This window comes from Paraburkholderia sp. EG286B, from assembly GCF_040965655.1.
GTDB lineage: Bacteria > Pseudomonadota > Gammaproteobacteria > Burkholderiales > Burkholderiaceae > Paraburkholderia.
This window is the reverse complement of record NZ_JBFRCF010000024.1, coordinates 56,922-79,935: the sequence shown is the minus strand read 5'-3', so window position 1 is coordinate 79,935 and position 23,014 is coordinate 56,922. Positions and strand designations below refer to the sequence as shown.

The window sequence follows — 23,014 nt, the reverse complement described above, 5'->3', positions numbered from 1 at the left end:
CCATGAACGAACCACGTGGAGGCCTCGCTCATGAGCAATCCATCTTCAACGACCGGCTATCCGAAGGCGGTCCTCTTCGATCTCCTGACTGCACTGCTCGACTCGTGGACGCTCTGGAACCGTTCCGCAGGCTCGGAACAGGCGGGGCGTGCGTGGCGCGCCGAGTATTTGCGTCTAACCTACGGGTGCGGGCGCTATGTCGCTTACGAACAGCTGGTAAAGGAGGCCGCGGCGCACGTGGGCTTGCCCGAATCCGCCGCACTCGCGCTTGAGGCGGACTGGCTTCAACTGACCCCGTGGAGCGGTGCTGTCGAGGCATTGCAACAGCTTCAATCGCATTGCAAGATCGCCATCGTAACCAACTGCTCGATACGACTTGGCCGCCAGGCGGCAGAAATCATTCCCGTCAAATGGGATGCAGTGATCACCGCCGAAGAAGCCGGCACCTACAAACCCGATCCGACGCCCTATCGCCTGGCGCTCGACGTGCTCGGCGTGACGGCTTCGGAAGCCGTCTTCGTCGCCGGATCGAGCTACGACATGTTCGGCACCGCCGCGGTCGGCTTGCGGACCTATTGGCACAACCGGGTTGCCCTGCCCCTGGTAGAAGGTGCGCCGCCTCCTGAAATCGAGGCGCCGACACTGGAAGCCCTTGTGCCCTGGTGCAGCCGGTTTGACGTTTCGGCGCACAACGACCTGACCGCCTGAAATCATGAAACTCGATGAACTCGATACCCCCGCGGCCGTGGTCGATATCCCGCGGATGGACAGGAATATTGCGCGCATGCAGTCGCGCATGAACGCGCTCGGCGTGAGGTTCCGCCCGCACGTGAAAACGACCAAATGTCTGGAGGTCGTGCGGGCGCAACTGGCGGCCGGCGCGAACGGCATCACGGTATCGACGCTGAAGGAAGCGGAAGCGTTCTTTGCGGCTGGCGTGACCGATATTCTCTATGCGGTCAGTATCGCGCCGTCGAAGCTGCCAAGAGCGATGGCGCTCAGACAACGGGGCTGCGATCTGAAGCTGGTGGTGGATAACACGCGCGCCGCGGTAGAGGTCGCGAAGTTTTGCGCTGCGCAGCGGGAAGCCTTCGAAGTCTGGATCGAGGTCGATACAGATGGGCATCGCTCAGGAATCGCACCGGGACAGGATGCGTTGCTGGTGGTCGGGCGCATTCTGCACGACAGCGGCGTGAAGCTCGGCGGCGTGATGACGCACGCGGGATCCAGCTACGAACTTCACACGCCCGACGCGTTGTCTGCGCTCGCCGAGCAGGAACGCTCGGGCTGTGTTCGCGCGGCGCAACGGTTGCGTGATGCGGGCCTCCCTTGTGACGCGGTGAGCGTCGGTTCGACACCTACCGCGTTGTCCGCCGGGAAACTCGATGGCGTATCCGAAGTGCGCGCGGGGGTTTACGTCTTTTTTGATCTCGTGATGCGCAACATCGGCGTATGCTCGAGCGAAGACATCGCGTTGAGCGTGCTCACGACGGTCATCGGCCATCAGCCGGAAAAAGACTGGGTGATCGTGGACGCAGGCTGGATGGCGATGAGCCGCGACCGCGGGACGTCGCGGCAGGCGGAAGATTTCGGCTATGGTCTGCCCTGCAGTCTCGATGGCACGCCCTTGACCGACTGGGTTTTGAGCGGCGCAAACCAGGAGCACGGCATTCTGTCGCCCGCTCATGAGACTCAGCAAACCACGAGCCTCGCGACGCGCTTTCCGATCGGAACGAAGCTGCGTATCCTGCCCAATCACGCCTGCGCGACGGGTACGCAGTTCCCGGAGTATCACGCGCTATCCGCAGATGGCGAAACAACCGTATGGAGCCGCTTTCATGGCTGGTAACGAATCGGGCACGCGATTGCCGCGCACGGAAAACCCGCTGAACCTGCGTCCCCCGGGGGGCCACTATAGTCACGTGGCGATCGCAAACGGACTGGTATTCGTCTCCGGTCAGTTGCCGATCGACCCGCAGGGCCAAAAGCTGACCGACGCGTCGTTCGAAGTGCAGGCAGAGCAGGTGCTGGCGAATCTCAAGGTCGCGCTGGAAGGCGCAGGCAGCAGCATCGCGCAACTGGTCCAGGTTCGCGTCTATCTCGACGATATCGAACATTGGCCGAGTTTCAACCAGATCTACGCGGGCTGGGCGGGCGAGGCGCGGCCGGCACGCACAATCGTGCCGACGGGGCCGCTCCACTTCGGCTTCAAGATCGAGATCGAAGCGACGGCAGTGCTGTAAGGTTGCTTGTGCTCGTGGCAGAGTCACGCCGTACCCGATGCAAGCTTGAATTCCGAAACGACATCGTCGAGCAGCGCGGCCTGCTCCTTGAGCGACTGGGCTGCGGCTGCAGCCTGCTCGACAAGCGCTGCGTTTTGCTGAGTGGTCTTGTCCATTTGCACGACCGCGCCATTCACCTGCTCGATGTCGTGGCTCTGTTCCTGCGTAGCCCGATGCAACTCCGCCATCAAGCCGCTTACCGCTGTGACTGACGACACGACCTCGGTCATGATCGTGCCTGCCTTTTGCGCGAGCAGCGAACCTTCGTCGATCTTTCCGACCGTCGCGTCAATCAACTGCTTGATCTCCTTTGCCGCCTGGGCACTTCGCTGAGCGAGACTTCGAACCTCACTCGCGACGACCGCAAAACCGCGCCCGAGTTCTCCAGCGCGTGCCGCCTCGACGGCGGCATTCAGCGCCAGAATGTTGGTCTGGAAGGCGATGCTTTCAATCAGGCCCACGATTTCGGCAACCTTGCTGGAATGCACCGATATGCCTTGCATCGTCCGGACGACTTCGTGAACCACCTCGCCGCCGGCAGATGCGGTTTGTGAAGCTACCAATGCCTGTCGACTCACGCTATTGGCGGTCTCCGCGTTTTTCTTGACGGCCCGCGTCAACTGCGCCATGTTCGCGGCCGCAAGCTCGAGTGAAGCGGCCTGTTGCTCGGTTCGCCGGGAAAGATCTGCGCTGCCGGAGGCGATCTCCTGTGCGCCGACGTTGATGGTTTCCGTTCCGCCGCGAACGCTGCGGACAGTTCGCACCAGCGCGTCCTGCATTGTCCTGACGTCCGCCATGAGCATTCCCATCTCGTTCCGGGATTCTGCGAGCACATCCCCCTGAAGATTGCCTGAGGCAATGCGCGCGAGATGCCCCTTGATTTCAGCGACAGGGCGCACAACGATGCCGACGAGGATCCGCCTCGCGCCTATCCCCACCGCAAGTGCGACGATCGCCGTTGCGGCAAGCATGGCGACCATCGAATGAAAGCGCGACTGCGCCTGCGCAAAACGTTCCCGTTGCAAGTCGACGACCGCGTTCTCGCGCGCCTTCATCGCGCTCTGATAAGACGCCACCGCATCCTGTGTCGCCTTCCCCTGGAGCTCCTTGAAGCGGCCGAAATCCATCTGGCTGAGCGCGTCGGCCGCCGGCAGGATTGCCTTGTCGAGGACCGACCGGCGGCGCCCTGCCAGCTGCCTCGCCGCCTCGGAGTCCGCGCCCGATTGCAGTGAAAGATACTTCGAGAATTCCAGTTCGGAATCCTTTAGATCCTGTCGCGCGCCCGAAAGCAGCTCCGGTTCCGGGTCGCCCAGACCATACAACGAAAGGTAGCTGTCGAGCGAAACGCGTGCACGCTGAAGCAAGGCGTCACTGGTCTTCAGCGCGACCAGCGAACCGGTATCGACTTCGTACATGGCTCGCAGCGCGTCGTTGTTCAACTTCAGTGCCAGAATGCCCGCAGAACTCGTCAAGGCAAGGATGACGACAAACACCGAAATTACGCAGGTCAGCCCGCGTTTGATACTGAGCCCCTTGAGCATGTTTCCCCCCCCGATTCATGATGTGTCAAATAGACCTCTCAAGCGGGCCGTGATGACTTTCTATTAATAGAAAAAGATTCCAGCTGGAATAAGCCGCTACTCCGTCGAGTAACGCGCGGTCCTCGTCAGAGACGCGAGACGTTCGACTGTGAAGCTCACCCGACGGCTGAGCGTTTGTCCCGCAACAAGAACCGAAAGCCCGCGCACGCCATCGCCTTCGCGGATGTAGCGGAGTTCCGACTGATCATTCATCACCTGGAACGAAAACGAATCGTCTTCCGGATAGGCGCGAAGGCGATAGCAGTCCGTGTTTCCCACGATCGCGAGAGAAAACTGTCGCGCCGGCCATTCGACCAGCGCCCTCCCTCCCCAGCCAGTGAATGCGTGGTCAACCGCCTTCGCCGGCAAAGGGTATGTCACCCCGAATTGCCACGCGAACGGAGCCGGAACGAGCCGGGGAGTTTTTCCGTTCTCTCGCGCAATCCAGATCCCGCCCGCCGGTGCGCTGATGCGGGTATCCGAATCCCGCACCAGGACCGGACTGACCTCGATTTCGCACGGTAGCGGCGTGTGTCCCGAATTTTCGAGTTCAATGGCGATTTCCAGTGTCGGCCCGTCAAGCTCGTATGTCTGGACCGCCTTATAGCGATCTGAGACTTCGGCTTTCAGGCGGAGACATTTTTCCCCAGTGGGGTCGAGTTTCCAGTCACCCATGAGTGCAACATCTGGAGCAACATCGGCCACTGGAGCTCGCCGACTTGCGCCGATTGGCTGCGACCCCGACGACGGCGCCGCTGCCTCGATGTCCTGCGCCGCGTTCTGAACCCAGATCGACGGTTGACACGATAGTCGACGGGGAGCCACTCCATGCCCTCGCCGCTCCGCCTGTCGAAAGACGGGCGTCCACACCCCGCGGTCGTTCCACTCCAGTTGCGCAATCCCGCCGTGGCGCCCTGCCTCTACGTCGAGCCTCAGATAGGCGTTCGAAAGTGTCTGCCGATACGCCTTCCCGGCTGCGCCCTGCTCTGGCTCGCCAGGTCGCACCGTCTCCCCGAAGGCTGGCTTTCGTAAATCCGTTTCCCGCAGCTCGAGCATGTTTTCCCCTCTCGTTCAGACAGACTGAATACCAACCTGCAACGATCAGGTCGTCGTGACGAGATCACCGCTGCCACGCTTGTCCCGCCCCCGCTGCCCACCGTGTGACGGCCCGGCCGAGGTCGGCGCGAGATCCGCGCCGCCCTTGCGGCGTCGACCCGCGTGCCGCTCGATGATCCGCTGCAGCAAACAGAACACACAGAGCAATGCGCCGATGACGATGCGCGTCCACCACGAACTCAACGTGCCGTCGAAGGTGATCAGCGTCTGGATGGTGCCGAGGATGCCGACGCCGAACAGCGAGCCAATTACATAGCCGACCCCGCCGGTCAACAACGTTCCGCCGATCACCGTTGCGGCGATCGCATCGAGTTCCATCCCCTGTGCCTGCAGTCCGTACCCGGAAAGCACATACAGCGTAAAGATCACGCCGCCCAGCGCCGAGCAGAAGCCGCTGAGCGCATACACGGCGATCTTCGTTCTTGCGACTGGCAAGCCCATAAGGAGCGCAGAGCGCTCATTGCCGCCAATCGCATAGACGTTGCGCCCGAAGCGCGTAAAGTGCGCGATGAAAATGGCGACCCCGAGCGTCGCAATGCCAACCAGCGCTCCGGCATTGAGGGAGCCGCCGCCGACCGGAATATTCAGCGACGCGACAGCATGGAACGTCGGCTCGTCGATCGTGATGGATTCCGTCGTGATCAGGAAGCATGTGCCGCGGGCCAGGAACATGCCCGCGAGCGTGATGATGAATGGCTGCAGGCGGAAGAAGTGAATCAACGCTCCCATCGCCGCACCGTAAAGCGCGCCGAAAACCAGCACGATCGGCACGACGACCCAGATGGGCCAGTGCAGCCACTGCGCGCCCACAGCGCACAGTATCGTGGTCAGGGCAACCACAGCGCCGACCGACAGGTCGATACCTCCCGACAGGATCACGAACGTCATGCCAATCGCCACGACAAGCAGAAACGCGTTGTCAACGAACAGGCCCGTCAATACCTGCATCGAAAAGAAACCGGTGTACATGACGGAACCAAACCCGAACAGCGCAGCGAACAGCACGACCGTTGCGACGATGGGCAGCGTTCTCGGATCGGCCAGGCGGCCAGTCAGCTTTCTCATGATGGACTCGTTCCGGTGGATGCGCGTTCGCGCGCCGGGGAAAGAAGATGTTTCACCTGCTTGACGACCAGCGCGCGCGCAACTTCGGACTGAATGACACTCACTACGACCACGACAATCGCCTTGACAACGAGCGTTGCTTCCGGCGGCACACCGATCGAATAGGTCGTGTAGGTCAACGTCTGGATGATCAATGCGCCGAGCACCGTGCCGCCAAGACTGAAGCGGCCGCCAAGCAACGACGTGCCGCCGAGCGTCACGGCCAGAATCGCGTCGAGTTCGAGCAACAGTCCCGCATTGTTTCCATCAGCACTCCGTACGTTCGAACTGGAGATGATCCCGGCGATCGCCGCCATCAGCCCGCAGATGACGTACACGCCGAAGACGATCGCACCGGAACGCAGCCCGACCAGCCGCGTTGCGACAGGGTTGACGCCAATGGAGCGAACGAAGAGTCCCAGCGCGGTGCGGTTCACCAGAAGCGCGAGCGCCAGCGTCACGACGACCACGATCCAGACCGAGCAGGGAACCATCGCCAGATATCCATCACCCAGCCTGAGGTAGCCCGGGGCACCGATGGGAATAATCTGGCCACCTGTCAGCAGCTGTGCAACGCCCCGCCCTGCGACCATCAAAATGAGTGTGGCGATGATCGGTTGCATCCCGACGAGCGCGACAAGCAGACCGTTCCACATCCCGGCCAACAGTCCGACGGCAATCGCCGCCACAAGCGCCATGCCTACGTGCGACGGATCCGCCTCGAGGATGATCGCGGCGGCCGCGCCGGCAATGGCCACCGTTGCTCCGACCGAGATATCGATGCCGCGCGTCGCGATAACGAGCGTCATTCCGAGGGAGACCAGCACAAGCGGCGCAGCACGATTCAGGATATCAATCGGCGCGCCGAAAAGGTGACCGTCCAGGACTGTCACCGAGAGGAAGCTTGCGCGATGCGCCACGTCCAGGAGAATCAGCAAAATGAGTGTGATGGCGGGCCAGACCAGTTGATGCCGCACCAGCGCGCGAACCGGCTTCATGACTCGCCTCCTGCGATGAGTTGATACACCTGATCCTCCGAGAGGCGATCGCCCGCAATCTCGGCGACCTTGCGACGGTCGCGCAGGACCGCAATCCTGTGACTGACGCGAACCACTTCGCTCATTTCAGAAGAGATAAAGAGAATTGCGAGGCCCTTCGCGCAAAGCGAACGCACGCGGTCCATGATCTCGAACTTTGCGGCAACGTCGATGCCGCGGGTTGGCTCATCCATAATCAGCAGTTTTGGCTCGGTCGCGAGCCAGCGGGCGAGCAGCACCTTTTGCTGGTTTCCCCCCGAAAGCAAACCGATGGGCTGCTCTGCGTCGCGTGCCTTGATCCCGAGTTGCGCGATGTATTGATCGGCCATTTTTCTTTGGCGGGTGTAACTCAGCATGCGCCACCATCCACGTCGTGCCTGCAACGCCAGAACGATGTTTTCCCGGATCGACAACGCCGCGACGATGCCTTCTTTTTTTCGATCCTCCGGGCAATAAGCAATGCCATGTCGCACCGCGTCTCGCGGCGAAGTGAGCCTGGCGCGATGTCCGTCGATCAGCATCGTCCCGGTGTCCGGGCGTTCGGCGCCGAACACCAGCCGCGCTGTTTCGGTGCGGCCAGAACCGAGCAGTCCGGCCAGGCCGACGATCTGACCAGGGCACACGTCGAGATCGACGGGACTCATCAACCCGCGCCGACCCACACCCTGCATGGAAAGAAAAGGCGTGGACGCTGCATCCGGGTGCGGACCGTCCGATGTGCCTGCCTTCATCGCCTCGTTCATGCCTTCCCGGCCAGTCATCTTCGCGACCAGCACGTCGACGGGAAAGTCCTTTGCCAGGTACTCGCCTTCTCGTGCGCCATTGCGCATGACGGTGATGCGATCCGATACGGCATAGGTCTGCTCGAGAAAGTGCGTCACGAACAGAATCGCCATTCCCGATTCCTTCAAGCGGCGCAGCACGGCGAAAAGCCGCGCGACTTCGCCGTCATCGAGACTTGAAGTCGGTTCGTCGAGAATGAGCACGCTCGCGTCGACGGAGACGGCGCGCGCGATGGCCACCATTTGCTGGACCGCAATCGGGTAGGAGTCCAGCGAGTGCGTGACATCAATGAAGAGATCCAGCGCGGCCAGCGCGTCCCGCGCCTGCAGGTTGATCGCCTTCCAGTCGATTGCTCCGCGCCTCTTCGGGTGCCGGCCGGCGAAGATGTTCTCCGCCACGGAAAGGTTCGGGCAGAGGTTCACTTCCTGATAGAGCGTCTGGATCCCGGCGGCTTCGGCGTCGAGCGGCGCCGTGAAGCGCACCGGCTTCCCGGCGAGGCAGATTTCGCCGCTATCGTGTGCGAATACGCCGGTGAGCACGTTGATGAGCGTCGATTTGCCCGCGCCGTTCTGGCCCATCAAGGTGTGAATCTCACCGGGATACAGCCGAAAATCGACCTGCTGCAACGCCTTGACGCCCGGGAACGTCTTGTCGATGCCGGTCATTTCGAGGATGGGTGAAGGTTTCATGGTGTTCGCGAGATCCGCGGACGGCCTCGCCAAGGGTGTCGGGGACGAGCCGGCGCGCTCGGGAGTGACCCTCCCGAACGCGCCCGTCAGCGGCGGGATATGACGTGCGGATCAGTACTTGCGGCTCGGCATGACTTGCGCCGCGACATTCATCGGGAAGATGCCTTCGTCGGTCACGATGCGCCGCGGAACCTGCTTGCCGGCCACGATGTCCTTCACCGCGGCCATCAGCTGAGGACCGAGCAGCGGGCTGCATTCGACGTCCACGTTGATCTTCCCGTCCACCATGGCCTGGAAGCCGCCCTTCGTCGCATCGAAGGAAACCACCGTGACATCCTTGCCCGGTTTGATGCCTGCCTCTTCCATGGCCTGGATCGCGCCGAGCGCCATATCGTCGTTATGGGCATAGACCACGTTGATCTTCTTGCCGTACGTCTTCGCAAACGCTTCCATCACCTGCTTGCCGCCCGCGAGCGTGAAGTCACCGCTTTGCGAGGCAATGACCTTGAACTTCGGATCGCTCTTGATCACTTCCATCAGGCCCGCATGACGGTCGTTGGCCGGCGCGGAACCGACCGTCCCCTGCAGCTCTGCGATGTTGATGGGACCCGGCTCGTTCTTGTAACGCTCCTCGAGCCAGTGACCGGCGCGCCGCCCTTCTTCCATGAAGTCGGAGCCGATCATCGTCACGTACAGCGAGGGATCCTTTACGTCGATCGCGCGATCGGTGAGGACGACCGGGATCTTTGCCCGCTTCGCCTCTTCGAGCACCGGCTCCCAGCCCGACTCGACGACAGGCGAAAACGCAATAACGTCAACCTTCTGCGCGATGAACGAGCGGATCGCCCTGATCTGGTTTTCCTGCTTCTGCTGAGCGTCCGAGAACTTCAGGTTGATGCCGGCATCCCTGGCTGCCGCTTTCACCGACACGGTGTTCGCCGTGCGCCATGCACTCTCGGCGCCCACCTGGGAGAACCCAAGCGTAACCGGCTTGCCCTGCGCGAATGCGCTTGTCCCGGCAGCAAGCGCGAACGCCGCTCCCACCATCGTACGCAGTGCGATCTTTCTGACCAGCTTCATTATTCTGTCTCCGATGTACGAGTTTCTAATTGCTATTTTTCGCCACAGCCTGACGCTGTTCGAATCACCGATCGAATGGATGCATTAGGCAAAACGCAAGTATTCTGCTCCCCCTTTGTGTCGTTAGATTTGAATTTCCTGGCAATTGGGTAAGGCAAGAACGCCGTCGACCCGGCCCCTTACCTCCGGACAGCGCTCGATCACTGGGTTCGGCACAGTCTATGGAGAAGCCCGATAACCTTCTAATGAAAAATTCGCCTTCCCCGATACACGTTTTGGCATTGGTGTAAATACCTATCCTTTCCACGCCTGGTCCACGCTGGCCACGTGGCCGCTCGAATGCCTTTCCATTTCGGCAATGGCGAGTTGCGTGATGTGATAGAAGCCCGCCATATTCGCGTTCATCACTGCGGCGTAGTCTTCGGCAGTGTGTTCGGTGAAAGGCTTGCCGATGGAGATGCCGGCGTTGTCGACCAGCGTGCCGATCCGGCCAAATCGCGCGACGCCCTCGGAAATAACGCGGCGGGCGGTTGCCGGATCGCCAATGTCACCGGCAACCGCAAGAACGTCCGCATCGTCCGATGGCTTGATCGAGCGTGCGGTCGCGACGATGCGATAGAGCCGGAGCGGGCCGTCGAGCGCGTCGCTCGGGTCGCGTACAGCATGAACGCCGGATCGCCGACCTTATTGCAGGCGGCGTTGGCGGATTTCATCGAGCGGGGGCATTTTGCGCGGCATCTGAAGCGCATGCGAACCTTGTACGCGCAGCGGCGCGTGCTGATCGTACGCGCGCTGGAGCAGGCCTTCGGCGAACGGCTGACTGTCGAAGTGCCGCCCGGGGGGATCCAGTCCGCGGTGCGGTTCGGCGAAGGCCCGGAGGGTCCGGTCGACGACGTCGCCGTTGCCGCGCGCGCCCGCGAAGCGGGGCTCGCCGTGCTGCCGCTTTCGATCTGGTACGCGAATGGCCGCACGCCGCACACGCCGCGCGGCCTTGTGATGGGGTTCGCGAACATTGCCGACGCGGCTGAGGCCGCCCGGCTTGCGCGAACGCTGCGTGGGTGTCTCGAGGAGTGACGCCGACGCCGGTCTCGCTGCGTCGGAGGATCGGCCTCGTTTTTGCGCTTCCCCTGGAGCACACCCGGACATCGACAGATTCGATCCCCGCGAACATGAAAATAACATAGGGATACTTACCATCGAGGCCGGAATGATCTGCCGCGTGACAAAGCGGAAAGTTGCGCGCGCGACCATCCCTGACCCCATCGAACTGGTGTCGCGATCTCCCAGAACGCATACAGCCATGGTTTCCCAAACCAACCTGGTTCGACACAAAATTTTGCGCTGCACACAAAAACTGAGCAAAAAGTACAGAAGCGCTGCCCCGTTTTGGCGTGGCTGGCTCGCCAGGCCGGTGCTAACTTACGCTCGCTATCTACCGGCACGCAAACTCCACCGGCCGATAACAACCACTCGAACTAAAACCTTTCAGGAGACGGCAGTGAAAAGGTTCCACTATTCCGCACTGTGTGCGTTGCTGGGCGCGACCCTGCCTGTCGTGTCAGTCGCGCAGTCGTGCAATGTTCCGGTCATCAAGGTGCTCGCGCAGAAAAGTCTCGGCCTCACCGTGATGGAAAAGTCCTTGCCGGACTACGAGAAAAAGACCGGAACGAAGATCGAGATCAGCTACTTCGGAGAGAACGACCGCCGCGCAAAGTCGCGGCTCGACGCATCGACCGGCGCCGGTTCATACCAGGTCTACTACGTGGATGAGGCGAATGTCTCCGAGTTCGCGACGGCGGGCTGGATCGTGCCCCTGCTGAAGTACTACCCCAAGGAAGCCGACTACAACGACTTCCTGCCCGGACGCCGCGCCGTCGCGAGCTATCAGGGCGTCGCGTATTTCGCGCCGCTGATCGGTGGTTCCGACTTCCTGTTTTATCGCCGGGATATTCTCGAAAAAGCGCATATGCCGGTGCCGCGCACGCTCGACGAGCTGGTTGCCGACATCAAGAAACTCAACGCGCCGCCGAACCTGTACGGCTGGGTTGCCCGAGGCCAGCGCGGCTCCGGCATGAATGTCTGGCGCTGGGCGCCGTTCATGCTCGCCGAAGGCGGCACATGGACCGACAAGCAGCAGCAACCCGCATTCAATTCGCCGTCTGCCGTCAAGGCCACGCAGCTCTACACGGACCTCTTCAAGTATGCGCCGCCGGGCTCCACTACCTATGACTGGAGCAACGCGCTCGAGGCATTCCGCTCCGGCAAGGTGGCGTTCATGATCGAGTCGACGCCGTTCGCCGACTGGATGGAAGACCCCACCAAGTCGAGTGTCGCCGACAAGGTCGGCTACGTGAGGCCGCCCGCACCGCTGCCCTCCGCTGCATACGGGCATGGTCTGGCCATTTCTGCGGTCGGCGCGAAGGACGAATGCACGCGCCAGGCGGCCGGCAAGTTCATTGCGTGGGCAACGAGCAAGGATCAGGAGCAGGCACGCCTGCGTGACAACGTGTTCAGCGACTACAACCGCACGAGCACGATCGAAAGCGACTATTTCCAGAAGCATGTCAAACCGCAGATTCTCGCCGGGTTGAAAGATACGACGCCGGTGTCGAAGGTCACGTTCTGGCCGAGCCCCCAATGGCCGGATATCGGCGACAACCTTGGCGTGGCGCTCGAGGAAATCTTTACGGGCACCCAGAAGGACATTCAGGGCGCGCTCAACGATTCGACCCAGTACGCGCAAGACGCCATGGAGCATGCGCGCAAGTGAGCGGCAGCGCGGGGACGCGCGCGAGGCGCGCGAGTCCCCTCTGTGCACGGGAGCGGCGGGATGCGCTCCCGAGTGTTCGAAGCTGGAGAGCTGAATGTTTAATCGCGGAAAGACTAGCCTTCCGTTCGTGTTTCTGGTGCCGCCTCTCGTTGCGATGGTGGTGCTGGGATTCGTGCCGACCATCGCGGCCATCAACCTCGCACTCCGCAATCGCGTGCTGCGCTACCCGGATAGCGAGTTCGTATGGATGCGCAATTTCGTGCGCCTTGCCGCCGACCGGCGCTTCATCAACTCCATCGAGGTTTCGGCCATCTGGGAGGTCGTGACGGTGCTCGGCGCGGTCGCGCTCGGAATCGTCATTGCCATTTATCTGTTCGAGCATGTGCACGGCCGGCTGCGCAACGCGATCAGCGTGCTGTTGATCATCCCTGTGCTGTTGCCACGTGTTTCCGCGGCGTTTATCTGGAAGTTCATGTACTCGCCCCTCAATGGCATTCTCAGCTGGTTGATCGGCCTCTTTGGCATCACGAACACGGCCTTTCTCTCGGACCCGGCGCTTGCGCTCTATGCGGTCGCGCTGGTCGATATCTGGCAATGGGGTCTGTTTTTCTCGGTGGTGGTGCTAAAGCTGCTCGAGACGCTGCCGCCCGAGCCGCTCGAAGCCGCACGGCTCGACTATGCCAGTACCTGGCAGGTTTATGCATACATCGCGCTGCCCATGCTCAAGGCGCCGATCATGAGTCTTGTGTTCATCAAGATGGTGGAGTCGCTGCGCTCGTTCGACCTGATTTACGTGATGACCAAAGGCGGCCCGGGCGTTTCCACGGAAACGCTGGACATGTACGCGTACTCCCAGGGAATCGGTCTCGCAGGAAAGGTGTCGTACGCGTCGAGCATGGCGGTCCTGATGATGGTCGCCACGACCTTGATCTTCACGCTTATCTGGAAGCGGGTGAACAAATGGGAAGACTGATCTCCCGCAGTACGATCCTGCTGCTCGGTGTAGCGCTCGCCGTCGTGGCGGTGTTCCCGATCCTCTGGGCGGTGCTCAATTCACTGAAGAATCTGCTCGATATCGTCACACCCACGCCGCGTTTCATCTTCACGCCGACGCTGGACAATTACCGGCAGGTGATTTCGAGCCCGGAGGTGCTGATCGCACTGGAGAACAGTTCGGTCATCGTGGGCACCGCGGTCATCCTGGGCACGGTGCTCGGCGTGCCGGCAGCCTATGTGATCGCACGTTTTCACGTTCCGGCAAAACGCGACATCCAGTTCTTTCTGCTGTCGCTGCGTTTCCTGCCGCCGGTCGCGGTAGCGATTCCGCTCATCGCGATCTGGGTGGACCTGGGTCTGTACGACACGCGCTTTTCGATGATCGTCACCTATCTGCTGACGACCTTGTCCACCATCACATGGCTGTCGATACCCGTGTTCCAGCGCATACCGCGCGAAATCGAGGAGGCCGCCACGCTCGACGGCTATGGACCCTACGCGGTGTTCTGGCGCATTGCGTTGCCGACCTGTGGCAACACGCTGCTCGGCGGCATCATTTTCAGCTTCGTGCTGGTCTGGAACGAACTGATGATGGGACTTGCGCTGACGTCGTCGCGCAGCGCCACCCTGCCGGTCGTCGCATCCGCGTTTACGTCGCTCGGCCAGGAAGTGCCGTGGGGCGTGATCAACGCGTCGACGGTTCTGCTCGCCCTGCCGCCAATCATCTTCGTGGGCGTGCTGATTCGCCTCCTGAACTCAATGGTCAAAGGAAAATAAGGAGAATGTTGTGAAGGCACTCGTACTGGAAGAAGCTCGACGCCTGAGCCTGCGGGACATCGATTTGCCGCTGGCGATCGGGCCACGCGATGTCAAGGTTCGCATTCATACCGTTGGCGTGTGCGGAAGTGACGTGCACTACTTCACGCACGGCCGCATTGGGCCGTTCAAGGTCGAGCAGCCGATGGTGCTCGGTCATGAGGCGTCGGGCACGATCGTCGAGGTGGGAGCCGAAGTCGGCCACCTGAAAGTCGGCGACCGGGTTTGCATGGAACCCGGCGTGCCGCAGTTCGATTCGCGCGCCACCATGCGCGGACTCTACAACCTGGACCCCGCCGTGCGGTTCTGGGCCACTCCCCCCGTGCATGGCTGCCTGACCCCCTACGTAGTGCACCCGGCCGCGTTCACCTACCGGCTTCCGGACAACGTCTCGTTCGCGCAAGGCGCCATCGTCGAGCCCTTGTCGATCGGCTTGCAAGCGGCCACGAAGGCCGCGATGAAGCCCGGCGACGTGGCCGTCGTGATCGGCGCAGGCACCATCGGCGCGATGACGGCGCTCGCGGCGCTCGCGGGCGGCGCGTCGCGCGTGATCCTCGCCGACGTCGTAAAAGAGAAATTGCGCCATTTCGCCGGCAATCCGGCAGTGAGTACCGTGAATGCCGCAGAGGAATCGCTCGAAGACGTGGTGCGCCAGGTGACCGAAGACTGGGGCGCCGACGTCGTGTTCGAAGCCTCGGGCAACGCGAAGGTCTTCGAGACGCTGCTGAACCTCGTGTGTCCGGGCGGCTGCGCGGTGCTGGTGGGCATGCCGCCAGGCCCGGTCGCGCTCGACGTGGTAGCGATGCAGGCAAAGGAGATCCGGCTCGAATCCGTGTTCCGCTACGCGAACATTTTTCCGCGGGCGCTAGCCCTCATCAGTTCGGGAATGATCGACGTGAATCCGTTCATCTCCCGCAAATTCGCGTTTTCAGACGGCATCAAGGCGTTCGAGGAAGCCGCTGCTGGCCGGCCCGAGGACGTGAAGATCCAGATCGAGATGGATTGAATCATGGCGACTATTGTCTGCGAAGGGCTCATGAAGCAGTACGACGGCGGGCAACCGGTACTGCATCCGCTCGACCTGCACATCGACGAAGGCGAGTTCGTCGTGCTGCTGGGGCCGTCGGGATGCGGCAAGTCGACGATGCTGCGCATGATCGCCGGGCTGGAGGAGATATCGGGGGGCCGCCTCTCGATCGGCGGCACGGTCGTGAACGACGTACCCGCACGCGAGCGCAATGTCGCGATGGTGTTTCAGAACTACGCGCTCTATCCGCACATGAGCGTGTACGAGAACATTGCGTTCGGCCTGCGGCGCCTCAAAACGCCGAAGGCCGAGATCGACTGCCGCGTGCGCGAGGTAGCCGCCATGCTCAATCTCGATGCGCTGCTCGAACGCAAGCCGCGCGCCATGTCGGGCGGCCAGCAGCAGCGCGCCGCCATCGCCCGGGCGATGATCAAGACGCCTGCGGTCTTCCTGTTCGACGAGCCGTTGTCGAACCTCGACGCCAAGTTGCGCGCCCAGCTGCGCACCGACATCAAACGCTTGCATCAGCGTCTGAAAACGACCACGGTCTACGTGACGCACGACCAGCTCGAGGCGATGACGCTAGCCGACCGCGTCATTCTGATGCGCGGCGGACACATCGAGCAGGAAGGCACGCCCACCGAGCTATACCGGTATCCGCGCACGATTTTTGGTGCGGGCTTTATCGGCACGCCTGCGATGAACTTTCTGGATGCCTCTGTGCAACGCACTGGCGAAAGACTTATCGTGTCGTCAACCGCCGGTCAATGGCAATTACGCGGGAACCGCTTTCAGCGCTTGCAGGTCGGGCAGGCAATAAAGCTAGCGGTCCGTCCAAATTTCGTATGGATTCCAGATGATGTGAAAGCGGACGATGCCCTCGTGCTCAGTGGCATTGTGGAGCTGGTCGAAGTGTTGGGTGCAGAAGCGCTCATTACCGTTGACTGCTCAGGCGAGCGTATCACCGCGCTGGTTCCGGCGAGTACCGAGCCTCACACGGGAGATCACGTCAGGCTCGCGTTGCGCGAACACGATCTGCATGTTTTCGACGTCGCGACGGGGGATAATGTGTCGCTTGGGCTGGCAGACGAGGCGGCGGCTCCCGTACCCGCCCCGCGCCTGCACGCGGCGCCCGGCGTGGGAGTACATTAGGGTGCATGCACGCGCCCTGGGCGCGAAGCCAGGATTCCCGTGGAGACGAGAGCAATGAATCCGGATCTCGAATTGGTCCATACCCGTCGGGACGAGTCCTTTCGGGCCTGGGTGCACGACTATCCGCATACGGTTGCGAAATGGCACTTCCACCCCGAATACGAAGTGCACGTCATCCGTGCCTCGTCGGGCAAGTTCTTCGTGGGGGATTACATCGGGGACTTCCATCCTGGCAACATCGTACTGACGGGACCGAATCTGCCTCACAACTGGGTGACGGACAGCGACGGCGGCGCGAGCGTGCCGTCTCGCGATCTCGTGCTGCAGTTCTCGCGTGATGCCGTCGAAAAGATGGTCGCGGCGTTCGCCGAACTCAGCCCTGCGATGGCGCTGATCGATCAGGCGTCGCGAGGCATCCAGTTTCCGGACGCACTCGGCCTCGCCATTGCCCCTGTGATGCAGGAGGTTTCAGGTGCGCACGGTGCGCGCCGCGTCATGCTGCTGATGTCGATCCTCGACCAGTTGATCGCCTGCACCAGCAGGAAGCTGCTCGCCGGGCCGGCATACAACGTCAGTGCGCAGCGCTACATGTCGTCGACCATCAACCAGGTGCTGTCCTATATCCAGCAGAATCTCGCCGGCAATCTGCGTGAAGTCGACGTTGCGGAAATGTCGAGCATGAGCGTCAGCACCTTTACGCGCTTCTTCAAGCGGCATACCGGTTGCACGTTTGTGCAGTATCAGAACCGGCTGCGCCTCAACGAAGCCTGCGAACTGCTCATGTGCTCGGATCTGGGCGTGACCGATATCTGTTACCGCGTCGGGTTCAATAATGTATCGAACTTCAACCGGCAGTTTCTCGCGCAAAAAGGGATTCCGCCTTCGAAGTTTCGCGCGTTGCACCGGCTCAACGACGCCCCCTCACACGCTCACAAGGCAGCGGCCTGAGACCATGCCAGGCGGCGCGGCCGCCTGCTCACCGTCGGGAATACACTTTGAGTTATCTGGGAATCGACCTCGGCACGTCCGAGGTAAAGGTTGTGCTTACCGATGCCGAATCGAACGTCATCGCCAGCAGCCGGGCCCGACTGCGCGTCGAGAACCCTCACCCCCTGTGGTCGGAGCAAAGTCCCCAGGACTGGTGGAACGCTACGCTCGACGCCGTCGCGGCCCTACGCAGCGAGCAGCCTCGCGCGTTCAGGGCGCTGCGCGGAATTGGCCTCTCCGGCCAGATGCACGGCGCGACGCTACTCGATCGCAGTGGCAACGTGCTGCGTCCGGCGATTCTGTGGAGTGACACGCGCGCCTACGCGGAGTGCGTCGAACTCGAGGCGCTCGTGCCCGATTCGCGCGATATCACCGGAAATCAGGCCATGCCGGGCTTCACGGCGCCCAAGCTGCTCTGGCTTTCGAAGTACGAGCCAGCCGTCTTTCGTGCAGTGCAAAAAGTGCTGCTTCCGAAGGATTACATCGCATGGCGTCTGACTGGCGAGTTTACATCCGACATGTCCGACGCCTCGGGGACGCTATGGCTCGATGTCGCAAAACGCGACTGGTCCGACCGCATGCTCGACGCAACCGGCTTGTCGAGGGAGCACATGCCCCGGCTGGTTGAGGGCAGCGAGCCTGCGGCCCAGTTGCGGGGAGACCTTCAGCGCGAGTGGGGTCTCGATGGCAGCGTGACGGTTTGTGGCGGCGCCGGTGACAACGCCGCGAGCGCAGTTGGCATCGGCGTTGCCCGGCCGGGCGATGCGTTCCTGTCGCTGGGAACGTCGGGCGTACTCTTCGCCGCGACCGCGAGCTATGCACCGAACCCCGCCCAGGCCGTCCATGCATTCTGCCATTGCGTGCCGCGACAGTGGCATCAGATGAGTGTCATCCTCAGCGCGGCGGCGAGCCTGCACTGGCTGTCCGGCCTGCTCAAGAGCAGCGTCGCCGAACTGATCGAGATGGCCCCCTCGGGACAAAGCGCCGCCGCGCCGATTTTCCTTCCCTATTTGAACGGGGAGCGGACGCCGCACAACGATGCCGCAGCAAAAGGTGTCTTCTACGGGATGACTTCGGCGCATGGCGCCCAGCATCTTGCGTACAGCGTGATGGAAGGCGTCGCGTTCGCGATGGCGGATGGATATGCGGCGCTGCGGGGAGCGGGAACGACGCTCACCGCAGCCGCCTTCATTGGCGGCGGGTCGCGCAGCGCGTTCTGGGGCAAACTCTGCGCTTGCGCGCTCGGCTTCGAACTCAATCGAAACGAAGGGAGCGAACTCGGAGCGGCGCTTGGAGCAAGTCGCCTCGCTCGTCTCTCGTGCACACGGGAAGAACTCGCTGCAGTGGTCAAAGCGCCCGCTGTCCTCGAGCGATACGAGCCTGAGGCAGCACTTCGGAGCGTGCTGGGAGACCGGCTCGAACGGTACAGGCGGCTCTATCAGACGTTGAAATCCGGGTTTCGCGTCTGAACGGCTCCACTGCCAGCGCGCAGGTACCCTGTCGCATCAACACCGGCTGGCGAGACGCGCTGGGAGCCGTATGAAAGCCTGCAGTCGGATATGCTCGATCATGCTTACGCACTCGTGCCGCTATTCGGCCTGCGTTGCTGGCAGGACCGAAGAGCGTTGTAGTGCCGGGAGCGTTGATCGGTCTGGCCTCACGGTAGCACCGACACCCATCTCGCCGCGCCCTCTCTCGAGCGATTGACGGCAACCCACCGGTTCGCACACTCAGAATTTGTGCCGCAAACCCACATGCACGAGCATCTGGCTAGCCGTACTCGACTGCCCCGCACTGCCTAGTATCAACGCCCCGCTCATTCCGCCCATGTCATCGGCCACGCCGCTCACGCGCTGCCATACGCCCTGGACATACACGTCCGTCCGCTTGGATAGCAGGTAGTCGCCCATCAAGCCAATTTCGTTCCAGTTCGGGCGGACGGTACCGCTGCTCGCCGCGTAGTCGCCATGTGTAAAGGTGTACATCGCCATAACGGAGAACTGCGGAGCAAGCTGGTATGTCCCGTTGATTTCGTAGTTGCTGAACCTCAAGCTGGTGCCGTTCAGTGTTGCGCGGACGAGGTTGTTCCTTACGGGTTGGCCGATGTCCGTATACGTATAAACGAAGGCGACTGCCGCAGGGCCGAAAGCGTACTTGATTCCCGCGCCAGCAATCTTCTGGGAATCAGCGACGAACGGCGCGGTGTCGGGCGTGACGGCACCGTTCGTGCTGGTGCCGAGGCCGTTGACGTTCGAGTACGCCCCGGCGATAACCAGCGGACCGTGCGTGTACTGAACCCCCATGCTGTATTCACGGTCCTGCGCGAAACCCGTTGCGTTGCTGAACGCGTATGTCGCCCCGAAACTTAGACCCAGATAGTTCGCACTGGTGTACTTGATCGCGTTGTTGATGCGAAACGAGCCGTCCGTATTGTCGTTATCAAACGGATGCGAGAAGGCGTAACCGCCCCACGACGAGTTTGCCGTCATTGGCGCCACATAGTCATTGATCATGTCGAGTTGCCGACCCAGGGTCAGCGTCCCGAGCGTGCTCGAAGCCAATCCGAAATACGCTTGCCGGCCGAACTCACGTCCGCCCTGCGAGAGCGTGCCGTTATTGATGTTGAAGCCGTTTTCGAGCCGGAATATCGTCGTCAGGCCACCTCCCAGGTCTTCGATTCCCTTGAGACCCCAACGACTTCCCTGCGCGCTTCCGCTGACCATTTGCCAGCCGGCATGGCCACCCGCATTGCTCGTGTAGCTCGGGCCGTCGTCGACGATCCCGTAGAGCGTGACGCTGGACTGTGCTCGCGCAATGCTGGTCATTGCAAGGATTGCGGTTGCGATTGCAGCTACCCGGATATTGTCTCTCATGACGTCGTCTCCCGATAAGACTGGTAAGCGAATCGGCTTGCGCCGCTTCGCCGGATTTAATTTTGTCAGTCGCACTACTAAATAATGGAAAAGGCGGGCTTGATCTGAACACCGCCACCCCGCCAACAGCTTTGACTATTCTTTTCCTGGCGCGTGAGGATTCCCTATTCGTTTCAGGACAAGTCCGCGCGCACCTTGAACTTCTTTTCAGCGAACGCACGGTCCGCCTCATGGATGGCCTTTACCGTTTGACCGAAGCAATCGGCAGCGGATAGCAGTTCCAGTCGGTTCACCTCGTCAAGTTGTCGGCAAATGCCTTCGTCGATCACGGTGCTGCCATGCATCGCCCCCAGCACCGCTCCGATCATCACACCAATCGAATCGGTGTCGCGCCCTGAATTGATGCCGTCCTCGACCGCCTGATGGAAGTCCCCGCAGTTCGTCAGGATGAAGCCGAGCGCCAGCGGCAATTCTTCGATCGAAAGACGCCGCGAGGGCCGATAGGCGTCGGAGGCAATACCCGCTTTTCTCGCGGTATGCTCGACATCGTCACCAATCGGCGAGTAGCGACCGATGATCCGGTGAAATTCCGTAACCACCGTCTCGTAGTCTTTGCCACGCAGCCTCACAGCGGCATCGGCGATCGCGTCAATCGCTGCACGCGTGCCGTCCCTGGCGACGTCGAGCGCAGCCTCGACAACTGCTTCGATCGCGACGCCAGGCGCGAACGCCGCGGCTACCGCACTGGCGAGCACACCGGCTGCTTCAAGACCGTAGCTCTCCTGATGCCCGCTGGCGAATGCGATCGCTTCGTCATAGGCGCCCCTGGGATCGCCGGCGTTGATCGCGCCGATCGGCGCGATGTACATGGCCGCACCGCAGTTGACCATGTTCCCGATTCCTCCTTGACGTGGATCGCAGGAAGCGAGTTGATGCCGCAGATAGATCCATTTCTCCGGATAAAAAAGTCGCTCGATCAGCACTGTCTCGCGCTGCAGTTCGGGTATCCAGCGCGGAACCCAGGCGATCTGGCGCACCATCGCATCGGCCATATCCCACGCGTCGAGGTGCCGGCCGACCTCGTTGTACACACTCATCAGCGAAAGCACCATGAAGGTGTCGTCGGTGACAATGCCGCCGCCGCGTATGCGCCCCTTGCGGCCCGCTTCGTCATCTTTCGCACGATGCCATTCGGTATTGATCGAAGTGACGCGCCCGAAGCGCTCACGGATTTGCGACGCCGAAAGCTTCTCGACCGTGGCTCCGAGCGCGTCGCCGTACGCGACCCCGTACACGAGTCCACGGATTCGGTCCTGCAGTGACTGGTGGGCAATGCTCATACGTTCTCCTTATTCTCGTTTTCGTCGCTGCCGTGTCGGGCCCATTGCGTTTGGGAGTTGCTCGTTGCTCTCGACTCACGTTTTCCTGCCATGTGGCCGTGAAAGCCGTAGTACATGATGTACAGGTAGCACGACACGGTTAGCACCATGTACACAAACTGAAAGTCATACACGCGCTTCAGGTGTGCGAAGAGTTGGGGCATCACGGCGCCACCCACGATTCCCATAATCAACAATGCCGATCCGGTTTCGGTAAACCGGCCCAGGCCTTTGATCGCGAGCGGAAAGATCGCCGGCCACATCATCGCGTGCGCGAAGCCCAGTGCAGCGATGAACGCAATCGACGTATAGCCGTCGGAGACATAGGCGCAAGCGCTGAGCAGCACGCCAATCAGTGCGGAAACGACCAGATAGCGCTGCTGCGAGATGAAGCGCGGCACGAGAACGAGCCCGACCAGGTAGCCAACGAGCATCGCGGACATCGTATAAGACGTGAAATGTTTGGTTGCGTCGAGCGGCAAGTTCAAGCTCTGCCCGTATAGGCCGATCGCGTCACCTGCCAGCACTTCTGCGCCGATGTACGTGAAGATGCAAAGCACTCCCAACCAAAGATGAGGAAATGAAAAGATGCTGCGTGCGGAATGACTACCGCGCTCAGCGACATTGACTTCCGATGGCTTGATGTCGGGGAGAGACGAAAACGCGATGAAAACGGCGAGTACCGCGAGAATGGCCGCGAGCGTGAGATACGGACCGTGCAATCTGGCGGCAAATGCGTTGAGCAGAGCGTCGGCATGTGCTGCTGTCGGCGCCGCTTTGACCCGGCTGACGAATTCGCCCACGCCCCCCATGACCAATGCGCCGAATACGTAGGGCGCAAGGATACCGGCGGTCTTGTTGCAGATTCCCATCGTAGCCACACGCCGCGCCGCGCTGTCGATCGGTCCCAGAATGCTGACGTACGGGTTGTAGGCGGTCTGCATCAGGGACAGCCCCGTTCCGATCACCAAAAGGCTTGCAAGTACGCCGGGGTAGCTGTGCGCACCAACGAACCAGCTGAAGGACAGCGCACCGATCGACATGACGCCCAGGCCCGCCGCCATCCCTCTTTTCATCCCGATCCGCTTCAGCGCAGCGGCATACGGCAATGCGAACACGAAATATGGGACATAGAAGACGACGGTAATCAGGAGCGCCTGAACATCATCCAGTCTGAAGGCCAATTTGACGAAGACGGTCAAAGGCCCGTTTAGCCAACTGAAGGCTCCGGTCACGAAGTACAGCATGCCGATGGTCAGCATGGGCCGGAGATATGTTCTATCGGGCGGCTGGACGATTGGGTGAGCGGTCAACATGGTTCCTGTCTCCTTCAATAAGTTTTT

19 protein-coding genes and 2 pseudogenes are annotated in these 23,014 nt (G+C 61.5%); 11 read left to right on the top strand and 10 right to left on the bottom strand.

The window, feature by feature from the left end; translation table 11 throughout:
* Positions 1 to 30: 30 nt before the first annotated feature.
* From AB4Y42_RS35810 to AB4Y42_RS35800, 3 genes are read left to right on the top strand one after another with little or no spacing between them, the layout of a single operon-like run.
* Positions 31 to 708, top strand: coding sequence for an HAD-IA family hydrolase (locus tag AB4Y42_RS35810; RefSeq protein ID WP_368696825.1), 678 nt, complete (start codon positions 31 to 33; stop codon positions 706 to 708).
* A gap of 4 nt (positions 709 to 712) precedes the next feature.
* Entirely contained in the window at positions 713 to 1,849 is a 1,137-nt protein-coding gene (locus tag AB4Y42_RS35805) for a DSD1 family PLP-dependent enzyme (RefSeq protein WP_368696824.1), read from the top strand.
* Positions 1,839 to 2,243, top strand: a complete 405-nt coding sequence (locus tag AB4Y42_RS35800; protein ID WP_368692241.1) for a RidA family protein — start codon at positions 1,839 to 1,841, stop codon at positions 2,241 to 2,243. The genes AB4Y42_RS35805 and AB4Y42_RS35800 overlap by 11 nt, the downstream gene beginning before the upstream one ends.
* A 23-nt stretch (positions 2,244 to 2,266) precedes the next feature.
* On the opposite strand, the gene AB4Y42_RS35795 is transcribed toward AB4Y42_RS35800, so the two are convergent.
* From AB4Y42_RS35795 to AB4Y42_RS35765, 7 genes and pseudogenes are all read right to left on the bottom strand, one after another.
* Positions 2,267 to 3,823 (bottom strand): methyl-accepting chemotaxis protein, encoded by a 1,557-nt coding sequence (locus AB4Y42_RS35795; protein WP_368696823.1) that lies wholly within the window; start codon positions 3,821 to 3,823, stop codon positions 2,267 to 2,269.
* A gap of 96 nt (positions 3,824 to 3,919) precedes the next feature.
* Entirely contained in the window at positions 3,920 to 4,918 is a 999-nt protein-coding gene (locus AB4Y42_RS35790) for a hypothetical protein (protein WP_368696822.1), read from the bottom strand.
* 45 nt (positions 4,919 to 4,963) lie between these two features.
* Positions 4,964 to 6,043: a galactofuranose ABC transporter, permease protein YjfF gene (yjfF, locus tag AB4Y42_RS35785; RefSeq protein ID WP_368696821.1), complete on the bottom strand. Its 1,080-nt coding sequence runs from the start codon at positions 6,041 to 6,043 to the stop codon at positions 4,964 to 4,966.
* Positions 6,040 to 7,080 (bottom strand): ABC transporter permease, encoded by a 1,041-nt coding sequence (locus AB4Y42_RS35780; protein WP_368696820.1) that lies wholly within the window; start codon positions 7,078 to 7,080, stop codon positions 6,040 to 6,042. Before AB4Y42_RS35780 ends, yjfF begins: the two co-directional genes overlap by 4 nt.
* Positions 7,077 to 8,591 carry a sugar ABC transporter ATP-binding protein gene (locus AB4Y42_RS35775; RefSeq protein ID WP_368696819.1) on the bottom strand — a complete coding sequence of 505 codons (1,515 nt, stop codon included), beginning with the start codon at positions 8,589 to 8,591 and terminating at the stop codon, positions 7,077 to 7,079. The genes AB4Y42_RS35780 and AB4Y42_RS35775 overlap by 4 nt, the downstream gene beginning before the upstream one ends.
* A gap of 111 nt (positions 8,592 to 8,702) precedes the next feature.
* The gene (locus AB4Y42_RS35770; protein WP_368696818.1) at positions 8,703 to 9,671 is read right to left on the bottom strand and encodes an ABC transporter substrate-binding protein; all 969 of its coding nucleotides are present in this window, start codon (positions 9,669 to 9,671) and stop codon (positions 8,703 to 8,705) included.
* A gap of 309 nt (positions 9,672 to 9,980) precedes the next feature.
* Positions 9,981 to 10,283 (bottom strand): annotated as a pseudogene (locus AB4Y42_RS35765) (SDR family NAD(P)-dependent oxidoreductase); the annotation flags it as partial.
* Between AB4Y42_RS35765 and AB4Y42_RS35760 the strand changes: the two are divergent.
* The 8 genes and pseudogenes from AB4Y42_RS35760 to xylB all read left to right on the top strand — a co-directional run.
* A pseudogene (locus AB4Y42_RS35760) lies at positions 10,284 to 10,745 on the top strand (aminotransferase class I/II-fold pyridoxal phosphate-dependent enzyme); the annotation flags it as partial. It abuts the pseudogene before it with no gap.
* Positions 10,746 to 11,169: 424 nt separating this feature from the next.
* Positions 11,170 to 12,441 (top strand): sugar ABC transporter substrate-binding protein, encoded by a 1,272-nt coding sequence (locus AB4Y42_RS35755; RefSeq protein ID WP_368692253.1) that lies wholly within the window; start codon positions 11,170 to 11,172, stop codon positions 12,439 to 12,441.
* A 94-nt stretch (positions 12,442 to 12,535) separates the two neighbouring features.
* Entirely contained in the window at positions 12,536 to 13,414 is an 879-nt protein-coding gene (locus tag AB4Y42_RS35750) for a carbohydrate ABC transporter permease (protein ID WP_368692254.1), read from the top strand.
* Positions 13,402 to 14,214 (top strand): carbohydrate ABC transporter permease, encoded by an 813-nt coding sequence (locus AB4Y42_RS35745; RefSeq protein WP_368696817.1) that lies wholly within the window; start codon positions 13,402 to 13,404, stop codon positions 14,212 to 14,214. The genes AB4Y42_RS35750 and AB4Y42_RS35745 overlap by 13 nt, the downstream gene beginning before the upstream one ends.
* Positions 14,215 to 14,224: 10 nt before the next feature.
* Entirely contained in the window at positions 14,225 to 15,259 is a 1,035-nt protein-coding gene (locus tag AB4Y42_RS35740; RefSeq protein ID WP_368692255.1) for an NAD(P)-dependent alcohol dehydrogenase, read from the top strand.
* A 3-nt stretch (positions 15,260 to 15,262) separates the two neighbouring features.
* On the top strand, positions 15,263 to 16,432 hold the full coding sequence (locus AB4Y42_RS35735) for an ABC transporter ATP-binding protein (RefSeq protein WP_368692256.1): 1,170 nt from the start codon (positions 15,263 to 15,265) through the stop codon (positions 16,430 to 16,432).
* 54 nt (positions 16,433 to 16,486) lie between these two features.
* Positions 16,487 to 17,380 (top strand): helix-turn-helix domain-containing protein, encoded by an 894-nt coding sequence (locus tag AB4Y42_RS35730; RefSeq protein WP_368696816.1) that lies wholly within the window; start codon positions 16,487 to 16,489, stop codon positions 17,378 to 17,380.
* A 47-nt stretch (positions 17,381 to 17,427) separates the two neighbouring features.
* On the top strand, positions 17,428 to 18,888 hold the full coding sequence (gene xylB / locus AB4Y42_RS35725; RefSeq protein WP_368696815.1) for a xylulokinase: 1,461 nt from the start codon (positions 17,428 to 17,430) through the stop codon (positions 18,886 to 18,888).
* A 261-nt stretch (positions 18,889 to 19,149) separates the two neighbouring features.
* On the opposite strand, the gene AB4Y42_RS35720 is transcribed toward xylB, so the two are convergent.
* The 3 genes from AB4Y42_RS35720 to AB4Y42_RS35710 form a co-directional block, all read right to left on the bottom strand.
* Complete coding sequence (locus AB4Y42_RS35720; RefSeq protein WP_368696814.1) at positions 19,150 to 20,292, bottom strand: porin; 1,143 nt, start codon at positions 20,290 to 20,292, stop codon at positions 19,150 to 19,152.
* 173 nt (positions 20,293 to 20,465) lie between these two features.
* Positions 20,466 to 21,632, bottom strand: a complete 1,167-nt coding sequence (locus AB4Y42_RS35715; protein ID WP_368696813.1) for an ADP-ribosylglycohydrolase family protein — start codon at positions 21,630 to 21,632, stop codon at positions 20,466 to 20,468.
* Positions 21,629 to 22,987, bottom strand: coding sequence for a sugar MFS transporter (locus AB4Y42_RS35710; protein WP_368696812.1), 1,359 nt, complete (start codon positions 22,985 to 22,987; stop codon positions 21,629 to 21,631). Before AB4Y42_RS35710 ends, AB4Y42_RS35715 begins: the two co-directional genes overlap by 4 nt.
* Positions 22,988 to 23,014 lie beyond the last annotated feature (27 nt).